Here is a 17010-nt window from a genome sequence, read left to right on the forward strand (position 1 = left end):
TCATTGAAGAAGACGATAGAAGCAGCTTTAAGCTCCAAGCTGATAGCTCTTAGCTAATCAGTGGCGCTCGAAATTGGGTCTGTAGCTCAGTTGGTTAGAGCGCACCCCTGATAAGGGTGAGGTCGGCAGTTCGAATCTGCCCAGACCCACCAATTTTGTTATGGGGCCATAGCTCAGCTGGGAGAGCGCCTGCCTTGCACGCAGGAGGTCAACGGTTCGATCCCGTTTGGCTCCACCATTAACTGCTTCTGCTGTTAGAGTTTAGAAATGAATATTCTGAAGTGAATATTGATTTCTAGTCTTTGATTAGATCGTTCTTTAAAAATTTGGGTATGTGATAGAAAGATAGACTGAACGTTACTTTCACTGGTAACGGATCAGGCTAAGGTAAAATTTGTGAGTTCTCTTAATTGAGAAATTCGAATTTTCGGCGAATGTTGTCTTCACAGTATAACCAGATTGCTTGGGGTTATATGGTCAAGTGAAGAAGCGCATACGGTGGATGCCTTGGCAGTCAGAGGCGATGAAAGACGTGGTAGCCTGCGAAAAGCTTCGGGGAGTCGGCAAACAGACTTTGATCCGGAGATGTCTGAATGGGGGAACCCAGCCATCATAAGATGGTTATCTTACGCTGAATACATAGGCGTAAGAGGCGAACCAGGGGAACTGAAACATCTAAGTACCCTGAGGAAAAGAAATCAACCGAGATTCCCTTAGTAGTGGCGAGCGAACGGGGACTAGCCCTTAAGTGGCTTTGAGATTAGCGGAACGTTCTGGAAAGTACGGCCATAGTGGGTGATAGCCCTGTACGCGAAAATCTCTTAGTCATGAAATCGAGTAGGACGGAGCACGAGAAACTTTGTCTGAATATGGGGGGACCATCCTCCAAGGCTAAATACTACTGACTGACCGATAGTGAACTAGTACCGTGAGGGAAAGGCGAAAAGAACCCCGGAGAGGGGAGTGAAATAGATCCTGAAACCGTATGCGTACAAGCAGTGGGAGCCCACTTTGTTGGGTGACTGCGTACCTTTTGTATAATGGGTCAGCGACTTATTTTCAGTGGCGAGCTTAACCGAATAGGGGAGGCGTAGCGAAAGCGAGTCTTAATAGGGCGTCTAGTCGCTGGGAATAGACCCGAAACCGGGCGATCTATCCATGGGCAGGTTGAAGGTTGGGTAACACTAACTGGAGGACCGAACCGACTACCGTTGAAAAGTTAGCGGATGACCTGTGGATCGGAGTGAAAGGCTAATCAAGCTCGGAGATAGCTGGTTCTCCTCGAAAGCTATTTAGGTAGCGCCTCATGTATCACTGTAGGGGGTAGAGCACTGTTTCGGCTAGGGGGTCATCCCGACTTACCAAACCGATGCAAACTCCGAATACCTACAAGTGCCGAGCATGGGAGACACACGGCGGGTGCTAACGTCCGTCGTGAAAAGGGAAACAACCCAGACCGTCAGCTAAGGTCCCAAAGTTATGGTTAAGTGGGAAACGATGTGGGAAGGCTTAGACAGCTAGGAGGTTGGCTTAGAAGCAGCCACCCTTTAAAGAAAGCGTAATAGCTCACTAGTCGAGTCGGCCTGCGCGGAAGATGTAACGGGGCTCAAACCATACACCGAAGCTACGGGTATCACGTAAGTGATGCGGTAGAGGAGCGTTCTGTAAGCCTGTGAAGGTGAGTTGAGAAGCTTGCTGGAGGTATCAGAAGTGCGAATGCTGACATGAGTAACGACAATGGGTGTGAAAAACACCACGCCGAAAGACCAAGGTTTCCTGCGCAACGTTAATCGACGCAGGGTTAGTCGGTCCCTAAGGCGAGGCTGAAAAGCGTAGTCGATGGAAAACAGGTTAATATTCCTGTACTTCTGGTTATTGCGATGGAGGGACGGAGAAGGCTAGGCCAGCTTGGCGTTGGTTGTCCAAGTTTAAGGTGGTAGGCTGGAATCTTAGGTAAATCCGGGATTCTAAGGCCGAGAGCTGATGACGAGTTAACTTTTAGTTAACGAAGTGGTTGATGCCATGCTTCCAAGAAAAGCTTCTAAGCTTCAGGTAACCAGGAACCGTACCCCAAACCGACACAGGTGGTTGGGTAGAGAATACCAAGGCGCTTGAGAGAACTCGGGTGAAGGAACTAGGCAAAATGGCACCGTAACTTCGGGAGAAGGTGCGCCGGTGAGGGTGAAGGACTTGCTCCGTAAGCTCATGCCGGTCGAAGATACCAGGCCGCTGCGACTGTTTATTAAAAACACAGCACTCTGCAAACACGAAAGTGGACGTATAGGGTGTGACGCCTGCCCGGTGCCGGAAGGTTAATTGATGGGGTTAGCTAGCGCGAAGCTCTTGATCGAAGCCCCGGTAAACGGCGGCCGTAACTATAACGGTCCTAAGGTAGCGAAATTCCTTGTCGGGTAAGTTCCGACCTGCACGAATGGCGTAACGATGGCGGCGCTGTCTCCACCCGAGACTCAGTGAAATTGAAATCGCTGTGAAGATGCAGTGTATCCGCGGCTAGACGGAAAGACCCCGTGAACCTTTACTATAGCTTTGCACTGGACTTTGAATTTGCTTGTGTAGGATAGGTGGGAGGCTTTGAAGCGTGGACGCCAGTCTGCGTGGAGCCAACCTTGAAATACCACCCTGGCAACTTTGAGGTTCTAACTCAGGTCCGTTATCCGGATCGAGGACAGTGTATGGTGGGTAGTTTGACTGGGGCGGTCTCCTCCTAAAGAGTAACGGAGGAGTACGAAGGTGCGCTCAGACCGGTCGGAAATCGGTCGTAGAGTATAAAGGCAAAAGCGCGCTTGACTGCGAGACAGACACGTCGAGCAGGTACGAAAGTAGGTCTTAGTGATCCGGTGGTTCTGTATGGAAGGGCCATCGCTCAACGGATAAAAGGTACTCCGGGGATAACAGGCTGATACCGCCCAAGAGTTCATATCGACGGCGGTGTTTGGCACCTCGATGTCGGCTCATCACATCCTGGGGCTGAAGCCGGTCCCAAGGGTATGGCTGTTCGCCATTTAAAGTGGTACGCGAGCTGGGTTTAGAACGTCGTGAGACAGTTCGGTCCCTATCTGCCGTGGACGTTTGAGATTTGAGAGGGGCTGCTCCTAGTACGAGAGGACCGGAGTGGACGAACCTCTGGTGTTCCGGTTGTCACGCCAGTGGCATTGCCGGGTAGCTATGTTCGGAATAGATAACCGCTGAAAGCATCTAAGCGGGAAACTAGCCTCAAGATGAGATCTCACTGGGACCTTGAGTCCCCTGAAGGGCCGTCGAAGACTACGACGTTGATAGGTTGGGTGTGTAAGCGCTGTGAGGCGTTGAGCTAACCAATACTAATTGCCCGTGAGGCTTGACCATATAACACCCAAGCAATTTGTTTCTCGAGAGAGCATCAGATTGCGGTGTGTGAAGACGAGATGAACCGAAAGTTCGACGCTCACAAAACACCGAAAGCTGTCACATACCCAATTTGCTGAAGCGAAGCCAGCTGGCTACGACTCAGTACCCGAATTTCTTGACGACCATAGAGCATTGGAACCACCTGATCCCATCCCGAACTCAGTAGTGAAACGATGCATCGCCGATGGTAGTGTGGGGTTTCCCCATGTGAGAGTAGGTCATCGTCAAGATTAAATTCCGAAACCCCTGATTGCTAACGCAATCAGGGGTTTTGTTTTGGACGGTCGAAAAGTGTGGGCACGCAACGTATCAAGCGTTTCGTATCCGCTCCACGAACCCCACATTCCAAACGAATAGCTGACAGCTGATGCTGTGCTCCCGATTTCCCTCAGGAGCCCGCAACCATGATGCGTCCCGACGCCAAGGTCGAAAAAGTCTATCTCTACCCCAAACCTGTCGACTTCCGAAAATCCATCGACGGCCTCGCCGCCTTGGTCGAATTGGATATCAAAGTGGCGGTGTTCGACCCCGTGCTTTTTGTTTTTCTGAATCGCCCCCGTAATCGGGTGAAAATACTTTATTGGGAGCGCAACGGCTTCTGCCTTTGGCTCAAGCGCCTCGAATCCGAACGATTCAAAACGTCCCCTGACGATACGGATGAAGCCATTGTCCTGACGGTTCAGGAACTGAACTGGCTGCTCGACGGTTTTGATCTCTGGCGCAACCGTCCGCATCAGGTTTTGACGCCGCGATTCGTCGCTTGATTGGGTATAATCCGGGCCATGATTTCCATGCCCGACGACCTCCCCGATGATCCGGTTCTGCTCAAGCAAATGCTTGTGCAGATGCTCAGTGAGCGTCAGGTGGACAAAGACCAGATTGTTGATCTGAAAGAACAGATCCGGCTATGGCGTGAACGTTTTTTCGGGCGTAAATCAGAACAAACCGTCGATCCGCAGACGCCACAGCTCGCGCTCTTTAATGAACCTGAAAGTCTCGCTGTTCCGGTCTGCGACGAGTCTGACGAAGAAGCCGTTGCGCCTACCAAGCGCCGTGGCAAGCGCAAGCCGTTGTCGACTGACTTGCCGCGCATCGAAGTTATCCACGAACTTCCAGAGCACGAACTGACCTGCGCCTGCGGCTGTCGCAAACACGTCATTGGCGAAGAAACCAGCGAACAGCTGGAGATCGTGCCGATGCAGATCCGCGTACTCAAACACATCCGCAAAGTGTACGGTTGCCGCAGTTGTGAAACCGCGCCGGTCACCGCTGACAAACCCGCTCAGATAATCGAAAAGAGCATGGCCAGCCCCAGTGTGCTGGCGATGTTGTTGACCACCAAGTATGTCGATGGTCTGCCGCTGCATCGTTTTGAAAGTGTACTGAGTCGACACGGCGTCGATATTCCACGGCAAACCCTGGCGCGTTGGGTGATCCAGTGCAGTGAACACTTTCAGCCACTGCTGAACCTGATGCGTGATCGATTACTGGAAAGTCCGGTGATCCACTGCGACGAAACCCGCGTCCAGGTACTCAAGGAACCGGATCGAGACCCGACCAGCCAATCCTGGATGTGGGTGCAAGCCAGCGGCCCGCCAGAGCGGCCAGTGATCCTTTTTGACTACACCACCAGCCGAGCGCAGGAGGTGCCGTTGCGCCTGCTCGGCGACTATCGCGGCTACGTGATGACCGATGATTATGCGGGTTACAACGCATTGGCGTTGCAACCCGGAGTTGAGCGTTTGGCGTGTATGGTCCATGCGCGACGCAAGTTCGTCGAAGCGCAGAAGGTACAGCCCAAGGGCAAGACCGGTCGCGCCGATATCGTGCTGGCGATGATGAGCAAGTTGTATGGCATCGAACGCGAGCTCAAGGATGCTTGCGATGAACAGCGGTTTATCGGTCGGCAGGAGAGAAGCTTGCCGGTACTCGCCGAGTTGAAAAGTTGGCTGGAGAAAACACAGTCCCAAGTCACGCCGCAAAGTGTGCTGGGCAAGGCGGTGAATTACCTGGCGAACAACTGGAGCCGGTTGGAGCGCTATGTGGAGGCCGGCCATTTGCCGATCGATAACAACTTGGCGGAGCGTGCGATAAAGCCGTTTGTTATTGGGCGCAAGGCGTGGCTGTTCAGTGACACGCCTAAAGGCGCCACGGCCAGTGCGCAGATCTACAGTTTGGTCGAGACAGCCAAGGTCAACGGCCAAGAGCCCTATACGTGGCTGCGCCACGTACTGGAGCGATTGCCGCACGCCTCGTCAGTAGAAGATTACGAAGCGCTGCTGCCGTGGAACTGCTCGCCACAGATGCCACGGTAAACCGAGGTTACATCTTGTGGTAGGTGGGGTTTGTGGATCGCACTCAGCGTTTCCCTCTTGCAACCTGCAGCCGCCTTCAATGCTAAAGTCCATGCCTCGATTTTGCTTTTCCCAAGGAAGCCGTTATGCCGGATGCGACGTCCCTCAGCGCTGGATTCATGGTGGTTCACGGCAACCGCCTGGACGAACTGCGTAGCCTGGTAGTCAGCTGGATGCGCCGTTATCCGTTGGCTCCTCTGGAAAACGAAATTGCCCTGGTCCAGAGTAACGGCATTGCCCAATGGCTCAAGTTGGCCTTGGCCGAAGATCCGGAAGAAGATGATATGGGCGGCTGTGGCATCGCTGCGGCTATCGACGTGCAACTGCCCGGTAGCTTCATGTGGCAGCTCTATCGCATGGTTCTGGGCAAAGACGAAATTCCGCCCAAATCCCTGCTCGATAAAGCCCCGCTGACCTGGCGCCTGATGCGCCTGCTCCCGGCGCTCATCGATCAACCGCACTTCGAGCCCCTGCAGCGCTTTCTCACCGACGACACCGACCTGCGCAAACGCTACCAACTGGCCGAACGTCTGGCCGACTTATTCGACCAATACCAGGTCTACCGCGCCGACTGGCTGGAAGATTGGGCTGCCGGCCGCCATCAACTGCGCAGTGGCCGAGGCGACGCAAAGCCCCTGAACCCAGCGAACTGCTGGCAGGCAGAGCTATGGCGCGCACTGCTATTGGATGTAGGCGAAGAGGGCATGGCCGAAAGCCGTGCCGGTGTTCACCAGCGTTTCATCGAGCGGATCAACACCCTCGAAAAAGCCCCTCAGGGCCTGCCGTCCCGAGCCATCGTATTCGGCATCTCATCCTTGCCCGCTCAAGCACTGGAAGCACTTGCCGGCCTGGCACGCTTCAGCCAAGTCCTGCTGTGCGTACACAACCCTTGTCGTCACCACTGGTCCGACATCGTCGCCGACAAAGACCTGCTGCGTAACGAGTACAAGCGCCAGGCGCGCAAAGCCGGCATGCCAGTTACCATCGACCCGCAAACCCTGCACCAGCATGCGCACCCATTGTTGGCCGCCTGGGGCAAACAGGGCCGTGACTACATTAGCCTGCTGGACAGCTACGACGACCCCAGCAGCTACCGCGCCGCCTTCCGTGATGGCCGCATCGACCTGTTCAGCGACAACGAACCCACCACGTTGCTCAACCAGTTGCAGGACGACATCCTCGAATTGCGCCCACTCAATGAAACGCGTGAGCTGTGGCCGGGCGTCGATCTAACACACGACAGCTCCATCCGCTTTCACATCGCCCATAGCGCCCAACGTGAAGTGGAAATTCTTCACGACCAATTGCTCCAGCGCTTCAGCGCCGACCCCACACTGCGCCCGCGGGACATCATCGTCATGGTCCCCGACGTCGACAGCTACGCGCCGCACATCCGCGCCGTCTTCGGCCAGCTTGAGCGCAACGACCCGCGTTTCATCCCGTTCACACTCACTGACCAAGGCCAACGCGGCCGCGATCCGCTGCTGATCGCCGTCGAACACCTGCTCAAACTCCCGGACAGCCGTTTCCCCGTCAGCGAAATCCTCGACCTGCTCGACGTCCCGGCGCTGCGCGAACGTTTTGCCATCAAGGAGCGCGACCTGCCCACGCTGCACCGCTGGATCGAAGGCGCCGGCATCCGTTGGGGCCTCAACGCCGAACAGCGCGCCGGCCTCGGCCTGCCCCATGAACTGGAGCAAAACAGCTGGCGATTCGGTCTGCGCCGCATGCTGCTGGGTTATGCCGTGGGCACTGGAATCGCCTGTGACGGTATTGAGCCCTACGATGAAATCGGCGGGCTGGACGCCGCGCTGATCGGCCCACTGGTCGCCTTGCTTGATGCGCTAAACCACGCCCATCAAGCCTTGTCACAACCGGCAAGCCCGCAAGAATGGGGCGAGCGCCTGCAACGCCTGATGCAGCTGTTCTTCCTGCCCAGCAGCGAGCACGACGACTATCTACTCGGCCAACTCGAACAACTGCGAGAAGACTGGCTGGAAACCTGCGAGTCCGTCGGCCTGCAGGACGAGTTACCCCTTACCGTAGTCCGCGAAGCCTGGCTCGCCGGCCTCGACCAAGGCCGCCTGTCCCAGCGCTTCCTCGCGGGAGCTGTCAATTTCTGCACCCTGATGCCCATGCGCGCCATCCCGTTCAAGCTGGTCTGCCTGCTCGGCATGAACGACGGCGATTACCCACGCGCCCAACCGCCGCTGGACTTCGACCTCATGGGCAGCGACTACCGCCCCGGCGACCGTTCACGCCGCGAAGACGACCGCTACCTGCTGCTCGAAGCGCTGCTGTCTGCCCGCGATCAGCTCTACATCAGCTGGGTAGGCCGCAGCATCCGCGACAATAGCGACCGCCCGGCCTCGGTATTGATCGGCCAACTGCGTGACCACCTCGCCAGCGGCTGGCACAACGCAGACACACAAGAACCCCTGCTGGAAGCCATGACCCAGGAGCACCCACTCCAACCCTTCAGTGCCCGCTACTTCCACGAAGGTGATGCGCTGTTCAGCTACGCCCGCGAATGGCAATTGCTGCATCAGGCACCCGTGGCCACCGCCACAGAAGAACACTTGGCCGAGCACCACCAGGAAGAACCCTTGAGCCTTGGCCAGTTGCAGGACTTTTTGCGCAACCCCGTCAAACACTTCTTCAGCCAGCGTCTGAAAGTGTTCTTCGAGGCCGCTGAAGTCCCGCTGGCCGATGAAGAACCTTTCGTTCTCGACGCATTGCAACGCTACAGCCTCAGCGACAGCCTGCTCAATGCCGCCTTGGCCCAGCCCGATCACATAGACCAGGCCCTGAATGCCCAAGCCCTGCGCCTGCAAGGCAGTGGCCTGCTGCCCATGGTCGGTTTCGGCGAATGCCTGCGCAATGAATTGGTCGAGCCGTTGCCCGATCTATTGCAACGTTATCAACACTTACTGGCGCTCTGGCCCACGCCACAAACCGCCGCAGAACCGATCAGTTTTGAGCATCAAGGCATCGAGCTCGAAGGTTGGATCAGTGGTCTGCATCGGCGCAGCGATGGCGGATTGTTAAGCGTCACCACCATCCCCAACAGCATCGGCTCGATCAAGACCCGCAAGTGGCATCGCCTGATCCGCCCGTGGGTCAATCATGTGGTGGCCTGCGCTTGCGGCTTGCCGCTCAGTACCGGGCTGGTCGCCAGTGACGACACCCTGCTGCTGGCTCCGATGGAAAAAACCGTCGCCCAGGAAATACTCGGTAACCTTTTACTGGCCTGGCACACCGGCATGCGCAAACCACTGCCCGTCGCCGTGAAAACCGCCTTCGCCTGGCTCGGCCAAACCGACCTCGACAAGGCCCAGGCAGCCGCCAGCAAAGCCTACGAAGGCGACGGCCTGACCACCGACGGCGAACGCCGCGAAACTCCCGCGCTCACCCGCCAATTCCCGGATTACGCCACGCTTATCGCCAGCGAAGAATTCGAAGGTTGGGCCGAAACCCTGTATCGCCCCTTGATCAACGCCCCATGGCGATCACTCAGCAGCGAGGAGGCCAGCACATGATCAGTCAACCTTTGGCCCTGGCCTTCCCACTCAAAGGCAGCCAGCTGATTGAAGCCAGCGCCGGAACCGGCAAAACCTTTACTATTTCGGCCCTGTACCTGCGCCTGGTGCTTGGCCACGGTGGCGACGAATCCGGTTTTGGCCGCGAACTGCTGCCACCGCAAATCCTGGTGGTGACCTTCACCGACGCCGCCACCAAAGAGCTGCGCGAGCGCATCCGCATCCGCCTCGCCGAAGCGGCGCGGTTCTTCCGCGACGAAATCGAGCAACCGGATGCTCTGATCGCCGACCTGCGTGACCAGTACCTGCCCGAGCAGTGGCCTGCCTGTGCCAACCGCCTGGACATCGCCGCCCAATGGATGGACGAAGCTGCGGTTTCGACCATCCACAGTTGGTGCCAGCGCATGCTGCGCGAACACGCGTTCGACAGCGGCAGCCTGTTCACCCAGACCCTGGAAACCGACCACAGCGACCTGCTCGGCGAAGTGCTGCGCGATTACTGGCGGCTGTTCTGCTACCCAATGCACGACGACGCACTCAACTGGGTGCGCAAAAACTGGAGCGGCCCCGCCGCGCTGATGCCACGCGTGCGCGCGCTGTTCGGCAGCGAACGGCCCACCGATGAAACCCGTGAGCCGGCCGAATTGATCAACGCTTGCTTGCAAGAGCGCCGCCAAGCGCTGGTCGCCCTCAAGGCGCCCTGGCAACAATGGGCCATCGAGCTACGCGATATCTGCCTGCAAGCCGTCGCTGCCAAAGCTGTCGACGGCCGCAAGATGCAGGCGCGTTACTTTGAACCCTGGTTCGAAAAGATCAGCGCCTGGGCCGCTGACGAAACCCTCGAACAACTCGACATCGGCACCGGCTTCACCCGCCTCACGCCCGATGGCATGGCCGAAGCCTGGAAGGGCGAGCCGCCGCGCCACCCCGGCATCGACGCCATGGCCAGCCTCAAGGCCAGCCTCGACGCGCTGCCAACGCCCGACGCCGCCGTGTTGCAACACGCCGCCGGTTGGGTCGGTAAACGCTTCGAAGAAGAAAAACGCCGCCGCGCCGAAATGGGCTTCGACGACATGCTCATCCGCCTCAACGCCGCCCTGCAAGCCGACGGCGGCGAGCGCTTGGCCAATGTGATCCGCGAGCAATTCCCGGTCGCCCTGATCGACGAATTCCAGGACACCGACCCGGTGCAATACAGCATCTTCGACAGCATCTACCGCATCGAAGAAAACCACCTAGACAGTGGCCTGTTCCTGATCGGCGACCCCAAGCAGGCGATCTACGCCTTCCGTGGCGCCGACATCTACACCTACCTGCGCGCCCGCCAGTCCACCACCGGCCGCCATCACACCCTGGGCACCAACTTCCGCTCCAGCCATGCGATGGTCGAGGCGGTCAACCATGTGTTCCAGCGTGCCGAGACCGGCCGTGGCGCGTTCCTGTTCCGTGAGCCAAATGGCGACAACCCGGTGCCGTTCCACTCGGTGTTGTCCCAAGGCCGCAAAGAGCAGTTGCAATTCGATGGGCAAACCTTGCCGGCGATGAACCTGTGGCACCTGCCCACCGATCAGCCGATTTCCAACGCGGTCTATCGCCAACAACTGGCGGCCGCCTGTGCCACACAAATTGTTGAATTGCTCAATGGGGGGCAGCAGGGCCGCGCAGGTTTCCTACAACCGGATGGCAGCTTAAAAGGCGTACTCCCGTCAGACATCGCCATCCTGGTGCGCGACGGCAAGGAAGCCCAAGCCGTGCGCGCCGAACTGGCCGCCCGTGGTGTACGTAGCGTTTATCTGTCTGACAAGGATTCGGTGTTCGCCGCCCAGGAAGCCCACGACCTGCTGGCCTGGCTCAAGGCCTGCGCCGAGCCGGACGTCGAGCGCCCACTGCGCGCCGCCCTGGCCTGCGTCACGTTGAACCTGTCACTGGCGGAACTGGAGCGTCTGAACCAGGACGAACTGGCGTGGGAAACCCGCGTGATGCAGTTCCGTGGCTATCGCGCGATCTGGCGTACCCAAGGCGTGTTGCCGATGCTGCGGCGCCTGCTGCATGATTTCAAACTGCCGCAAACCCTGATCGCCCGCAGTGACGGCGAGCGCGTATTGACCAACCTGTTGCACCTGAGCGAATTGCTGCAACAGGCCGCATCAGAGCTGGACGGCGAGCAGGCATTGATACGCCACCTGGCCGAACACCTGGCGTTGTCGGGGCAGGCCGGTGAAGAACAGATCCTGCGCCTGGAAAGCGACGAGCAACTGGTCAAGGTAGTGACCATCCACAAATCCAAAGGCCTGGAATACGACCTGGTTTTCCTGCCCTTTATCTGCTCGGCCAAACCGGTGGATGGCAGCCGCTTGCCGCTGCATTACCACGACGAACAGGGCAAATCCCAAGTCAGCCTGCGGCCCACCGCCGAGCTGATTGCCCAAGCCGACGACGAGCGCCTGGCCGAAGACCTGCGTTTGTTCTACGTCGCCCTCACGCGTGCCAAACACGCGTGCTGGTTGGGCATTGCCGACCTCAAACGTGGCAATAACAGCAGCTCGGTCTTGCACCTGTCTGCGCTGGGTTATCTGCTGGGTGGCGGTGCCTCGCTGGGCGAATCCGCCGGTTTGGCGCGCTGGCTGCTGGACTTGCAGGAGCGCTGCGCTGCCATCCACTACACCCACGTGCCCGACGCGCAAGACAGCCTGTTCCACCCGCCGCGCAACGAGGCTACCTTGCTTGCACCGCTACTGCCCACGCGCAAGGCCGCTGAAAACTGGTGGATCGCTTCTTACAGTGCGCTAAGAATTGGCGACAGCATGAGCGCCGCCAATCTTGAAGCACCAGAAAGCCCACAGGCCCAGAAGCTGTTCGACGACGAACGCCTCGACCCCGACGCACCGCGTGAAGTGGCAGCGTCTGGCGGCGACATTCACCGTTTCCCACGTGGCCCTAACCCCGGCACCTTTCTCCATGGCCTGTTGGAATGGGCGGGCGAGGAAGGTTTCAACGTGACGCCCGAGGCCATCGAAAAAGCCGTGGGCGCCCGCTGTAATCGGCGCAACTGGGAAGGCTGGATCGTCACCCTCAGCGGCTGGCTCGGCCATTTGCTGCAAACGCCGCTGCCGGTAGATAACGATCTAGTCGCCCTCAGCAGCCTGCAGCACTATCAGATCGAAATGGAGTTCTGGTTCGCCAGCCACAAAGTCGACGTGCTGGCCCTCGACAAGCTGGTGTGCCAGCACACCCACAACGGCGTGTCCCGTGTGGCCGCCGAACCGGTGCTGCTCAACGGTATGTTCAAGGGGTTTATCGACCTGACGTTCGAACACGACGGCCGTTATTACGTGGCCGACTACAAATCCAACTGGCTTGGCCCTGACGATTCGGCCTACACACAGGACGCCATGGAACAGTCGATCCTAGAGCATCGGTACGACCTGCAATACGTGCTTTACCTGCTGGCCCTGCACCGCCAACTGAAGGCACGCCTGCCGGATTACGACTACGACCGCCATGTCGGCGGCGCGCTGTACCTGTTCCTGCGGGGCACCCAAGCCACCAGCCAAGGTGCGTATTTCACCCGGCCGCCACGGGAGCTGATCGAAGGCTTGGACCTGCTGTTCCAGGGCAAACCCATACCGCCCAAGGTTGAGCCCGCCTGGGAACAAGGAGTGCTGCTATGAGCCTGTCGCCGTTACCGCTAGAGGAACTGATGCCCCTCAGTCGCGCCGCCGACCTGCTGCAACTGTTGGAGCGTTGGGTAGACCGTGGCTGGCTGCGTGCATTGGACAAAGCCTTCGTCGGCTTCCTCCACGAACTCGACCCGCAGGCCGACCCGCTGGTATTGCTGGCCGCCGCACTGACCAGCCACCAACTGGGCCATGGCCACGTCTGCCTGGACCTGTTCGAAACCCTTAAAGCGCCAGACTTTGCCCTGTCATTGCCTCCCGAAGGCGACCTGCAAACCGGCGCCATGCTGTTGCCCTCGCAATTGCTCGACGGCCTTGATGGCGCCCACTGGTGCCATGCGCTGGCCGCCAGCCACTTGGTCGCGCTGGCTGTCGATGGCAGTGAATCGGCCCAAAGCCGCCCGCTGGTGGTGTCCGGCAAACGCCTGTATTTGCGCCGCTATTGGACCTACGAACGACGCATCGACACGGCGTTGCGCCTGCGCCTGGCCACCCAGGAAACCGTCGCCACTGATTTGCCGCAACGCCTGAACACCTTGTTCGATCAAGCGCCGCCGGACGGCGTCATCGACTGGCAAAAACTCGCCTGCGCCCTGGCCACACGCGGTGCCTTCAGCATCGTCACCGGCGGCCCCGGCACCGGCAAAACCACCACTGTAGTGCGCCTGCTCGCGCTGCTGCAGGCCCCGGCAGTCGAGGCCAACAGCCCATTGCGCATCCGCCTCGCCGCGCCCACCGGCAAAGCCGCCGCGCGCCTCACCGAATCCATCAGCCAGCAAGTGTTGTCGCTGAATGTGCCGGACAGCGTGCGGGAAAAAATCCCCACCCAGGTCACCACGGTTCACCGCCTGCTCGGCAGCCGCCCCGGCACGCGACATTTTCGCCATCACATCGGCAACCCGTTGCCATTGGACGTGCTGGTGGTGGACGAAGCCTCGATGATCGACCTGGAAATGATGGCCAACCTGCTGGACGCGTTGCCGCCCCATGCGCGCCTGGTATTGCTTGGGGACAAAGACCAACTCGCTTCGGTAGAAGCCGGTGCGGTGCTCGGCGACTTGTGCCGTGATGCCGAAGCCGGCTGGTACAGCCCCGACACACGCCGTTGGCTGCAAGCGGTCAGCGGCGAAGACCTCAGCGCCAGCGGCCTGCAGGAAGATCTCGATGGCAGTCATCCGCTCGCCCAGCAAGTGGTCATGCTGCGCTACTCGCGACGCTTTGGCGAAGGCAGTGGCATCGGCCAACTGGCGCGCTGGGTCAACCAGCAAAATGCCGAGGAGGCGCGCAAACTGCTTGCCGCGCGCAGCCACAACGACCTGTTCTGCCTCAGCCTCAAGGGCGAACACGATCACGCCCTTGAGCGCCTGGTGCTGGACGGGCAGGGCGACGAAGCCCAGGGTTATCGCTATTACCTGAATCTGCTGCACAGCGCGCGTCCTGCACTCGACACCCCGCGCGAAGACCTGGCCTGGACCCATTGGGCGCAACAGCTGCTGCAAGCCTTCGACGCTTTTCAACTGCTCTGCGCCGTGCGTAAAGGCCCTTGGGGCGTGGAAGGTTTAAACCAGCGCATCACCGCCGCCTTGCGCAAAGTGCGGCTGATCGAAGGCGATGACCAATGGTACGAAGGCCGCCCGGTGTTGATGACCCGCAACGACTACGGCCTGGGCTTGATGAACGGCGACATCGGCATCGCCCTCAAACTGCCCGAAAGCGACGGCGGCCCACAGGTGCTGCGTGTGGCTTTCCCACGCAACGATGGTCAGGGTGGCGTGCGTTTTGTACTGCCCAGCCGTCTGAACGATGTGGAAACCGTGTACGCCATGACCGTGCATAAATCTCAGGGCTCGGAATTCACTCACACTGCGCTGATCTTGCCGGATGCGCTGAACCCGGTGCTGACCAAAGAGCTGATCTACACCGGCATCACCCGCGCCAAACGCTGGTTCAGTTTGATCGAACCGCGAGGCGGGGTGTTTGAGGAAGCAGTGCGGCGCAAGGTCAAACGCCTGAGCGGGTTGATGCTGGAATTGGATGCGGCGCCTGATAAAACTGACTGATGGGTCATGAAATATTTCTGGTTTAGTTGTCTGATTTTTCTGAAAAAATAGCGGGCTTTGATAAACCCCCAATTCGTGGGGTTTTGCGCCGCTGTGCTATCGTTGCGGCATCACCCTGTAAAACATTTGAGAGAATCGCTGCATGAACGTGGCTGTCTCGCCCACAGAGCGCAGTTTGAGCTGGAGACGCATGTTACTGGTGGCGGTGCTATGCCTGCTCGCGCCGCGTGCATTTGCGCAGACGCCCAGCCTGGCGGACCACCGCGCCCAGGCGGTCACCCAAGTGGTACTCGGCATCCTCAGTTATGCCCGTTGGCCGGTGGAGCCTGCACAACTGCGCTTGTGCATCGTCGGCCCCACCCAATACACCGACGACCTTGTCAAAGGCACCACCCAGGCCACAGGCCGCCCGGTGGTGGTGCAGCGCCTGCTGGCCGATAATCCCGATATCGTCAGTGCCTGCGACGCCATTTACATCGGCAAACTCACCGCCGATGAACGCAGCCGCCTGTTTACCTCATTGATCGGCCACCCGGTGCTCAGCATCAGCGAAGGCGGCGACCAATGCACCGTGGGCAGCCTGTTCTGCCTGCGGGTGGGCGATGAGCAAGTGTCGTTCGAGGTCAACCTGGACTCCGTCGCCCGTAGCGGCGTGCGCATCCACCCCAGCGTGTTGCAACTGTCCCGTCGTCGAGCGCCAGCGCCATGAGAACCGCTAAAGCGCGGCCGACCTTGCGTTCGGTCATTGGCCGTGGGCATTTGATCCTGGCACTGGTGGCCGTGACCCTGGCCAGTGTGTCGCTGACCCTGCTCGGCGTGCTCGCGCTGCGGGTGTATGCCGAACACAACCTGCACCTGATCGCGCGCTCCATCAACTACACCGTGGAAGCTGCGGTGGTGTTCGATGACAGCGCCGCCGCCACCGAAGCGCTGAGCCTGATTGCATCGACTGAAGAAGTGGCCCAGGCCGAAGTCTTCGACGCCAACGGCAAGCTGCTGGCGCAATGGGTACGGCCCGAAACCGGCATGCTCTCCAAGGTCGAGTTGGCGGTGGCGCACACCCTGCTCGAACAGCCCATCAGCCAGCCGGTCCTGCACCAGGGCCAACCCGTCGGCAGCATTCACTTGGTCGGCCACGGTGGCAGCCTGCTGCGCTTTTTACTCAGCGGCCTGGCCGGGATTCTGATCTGTACCGCGCTCAGCGCCTGGGTCGCGTTGTACCTAGCGCGGCGTCTGTTGCAGGGCATTACCCAACCGCTGCAAAGCCTTGCCGCCGTGGCCCACGCCGCCCGCAGCGAGCGCGATTTCGACCGCCGCGTACCACCGGCGCAGATCGCCGAACTCGACAGCCTCGGCAGCGACTTCAACGCCTTGCTCGGTGAGATGGAAGCCTGGCAAAGCCACCTGCAAAGTGAAAATGAAACCCTCGCGCACCAAGCCAGCCACGACAGCCTCACCGGCTTGCCCAACCGCGCGTTCTTCGAAGGCCGCCTGATTCGCGCGCTGCGCAGCGCCGCCAAGATCAATGAGAAAGTGGCGGTGTTGTTCCTCGACAGCGACCGCTTCAAAGACATCAACGACAACTTCGGCCACGCCGCCGGCGATGCTGTGCTGGTCGCCGTCGCCGAACGCGTGCGTGCGCAACTGCGGGAGGATGACCTGGTGGCGCGCCTGGGCGGCGATGAATTCGCGATCCTGCTGGCGCCGCTGCACAAGGCCGAGGATGCCCAGCGCATCGCCGACAAGATCATTGCCAGTATGGACAAGCCGATCCCACTGCCCGGCAACGAACAGGTGTTGACCTCCCTCAGTATCGGCATCGCCATCTACCCCGATCATGGCGCCACTCCCGGCACCCTGCTTAATGCCGCCGACGCGGCCATGTACCAAGCCAAGCGGCTGTCCCAGGGCGGCCAGCAAACGGCGGAGGCGGAGCCTACCGCTGCCAATGTTCAACACAGGAGTTGATCCC

General features: G+C 59.3%; 7 protein-coding genes, 2 tRNA genes and 2 rRNA genes. All 11 read left to right on the top strand.

From position 1 onward, the window contains the following. The first annotated feature begins 75 nt into the window (after window positions 1–75). The 11 genes from P5706_RS05045 (at window position 76) to dgcN (ending at window position 17006) form a co-directional block, all read left to right on the top strand. Window positions 76–152, top strand: a tRNA-Ile gene (locus P5706_RS05045). Between the two features lie 10 nt (window positions 153–162). Beyond that, window positions 163–238, top strand: a tRNA-Ala gene (locus tag P5706_RS05050). 237 nt (window positions 239–475) lie between these two features. Next, window positions 476–3366, top strand: a 23S ribosomal RNA gene (locus tag P5706_RS05055). 156 nt (window positions 3367–3522) lie between these two features. Further along, window positions 3523–3638: ribosomal RNA gene (gene rrf / locus P5706_RS05060) — 5S ribosomal RNA — on the top strand. A 174-nt stretch (window positions 3639–3812) separates the two neighbouring features. Next, window positions 3813–4172 carry an IS66 family insertion sequence element accessory protein TnpB gene (gene tnpB / locus P5706_RS05065; RefSeq protein ID WP_060766773.1) on the top strand — a complete coding sequence of 120 codons (360 nt, stop codon included), beginning with the start codon at window positions 3813–3815 and terminating at the stop codon, window positions 4170–4172. An 18-nt stretch (window positions 4173–4190) separates the two neighbouring features. Next, complete coding sequence (tnpC, locus tag P5706_RS05070; RefSeq protein WP_060766772.1) at window positions 4191–5723, top strand: IS66 family transposase; 1533 nt, start codon at window positions 4191–4193, stop codon at window positions 5721–5723. Between the two features lie 125 nt (window positions 5724–5848). Next, window positions 5849–9301: an exodeoxyribonuclease V subunit gamma gene (recC, locus tag P5706_RS05075; protein ID WP_285678676.1), complete on the top strand. Its 3453-nt coding sequence runs from the start codon at window positions 5849–5851 to the stop codon at window positions 9299–9301. After that, window positions 9298–12972 (top strand): exodeoxyribonuclease V subunit beta, encoded by a 3675-nt coding sequence (gene recB, locus P5706_RS05080; RefSeq protein ID WP_285678677.1) that lies wholly within the window; start codon window positions 9298–9300, stop codon window positions 12970–12972. The genes recC and recB overlap by 4 nt, the downstream gene beginning before the upstream one ends. Next, on the top strand, window positions 12969–15038 hold the full coding sequence (recD, locus tag P5706_RS05085) for an exodeoxyribonuclease V subunit alpha (RefSeq protein WP_285678678.1): 2070 nt from the start codon (window positions 12969–12971) through the stop codon (window positions 15036–15038). The genes recB and recD overlap by 4 nt, the downstream gene beginning before the upstream one ends. A 142-nt stretch (window positions 15039–15180) precedes the next feature. Further along, a complete protein-coding gene (gene yfiR, locus P5706_RS05090) occupies window positions 15181–15747 on the top strand; it encodes a regulatory sequestration protein YfiR (protein WP_200432502.1) in 567 nt (188 codons plus the stop codon). Then, a complete protein-coding gene (gene dgcN / locus P5706_RS05095) occupies window positions 15744–17006 on the top strand; it encodes a diguanylate cyclase DgcN/YfiN (RefSeq protein WP_285678679.1) in 1263 nt (420 codons plus the stop codon). Before yfiR ends, dgcN begins: the two co-directional genes overlap by 4 nt. Window positions 17007–17010: the final 4 nt, after the last annotated feature.

Source organism: Pseudomonas sp. ChxA, from assembly GCF_030263855.1.
Taxonomy (GTDB): domain Bacteria; phylum Pseudomonadota; class Gammaproteobacteria; order Pseudomonadales; family Pseudomonadaceae; genus Aquipseudomonas; species Aquipseudomonas fluorescens_CB.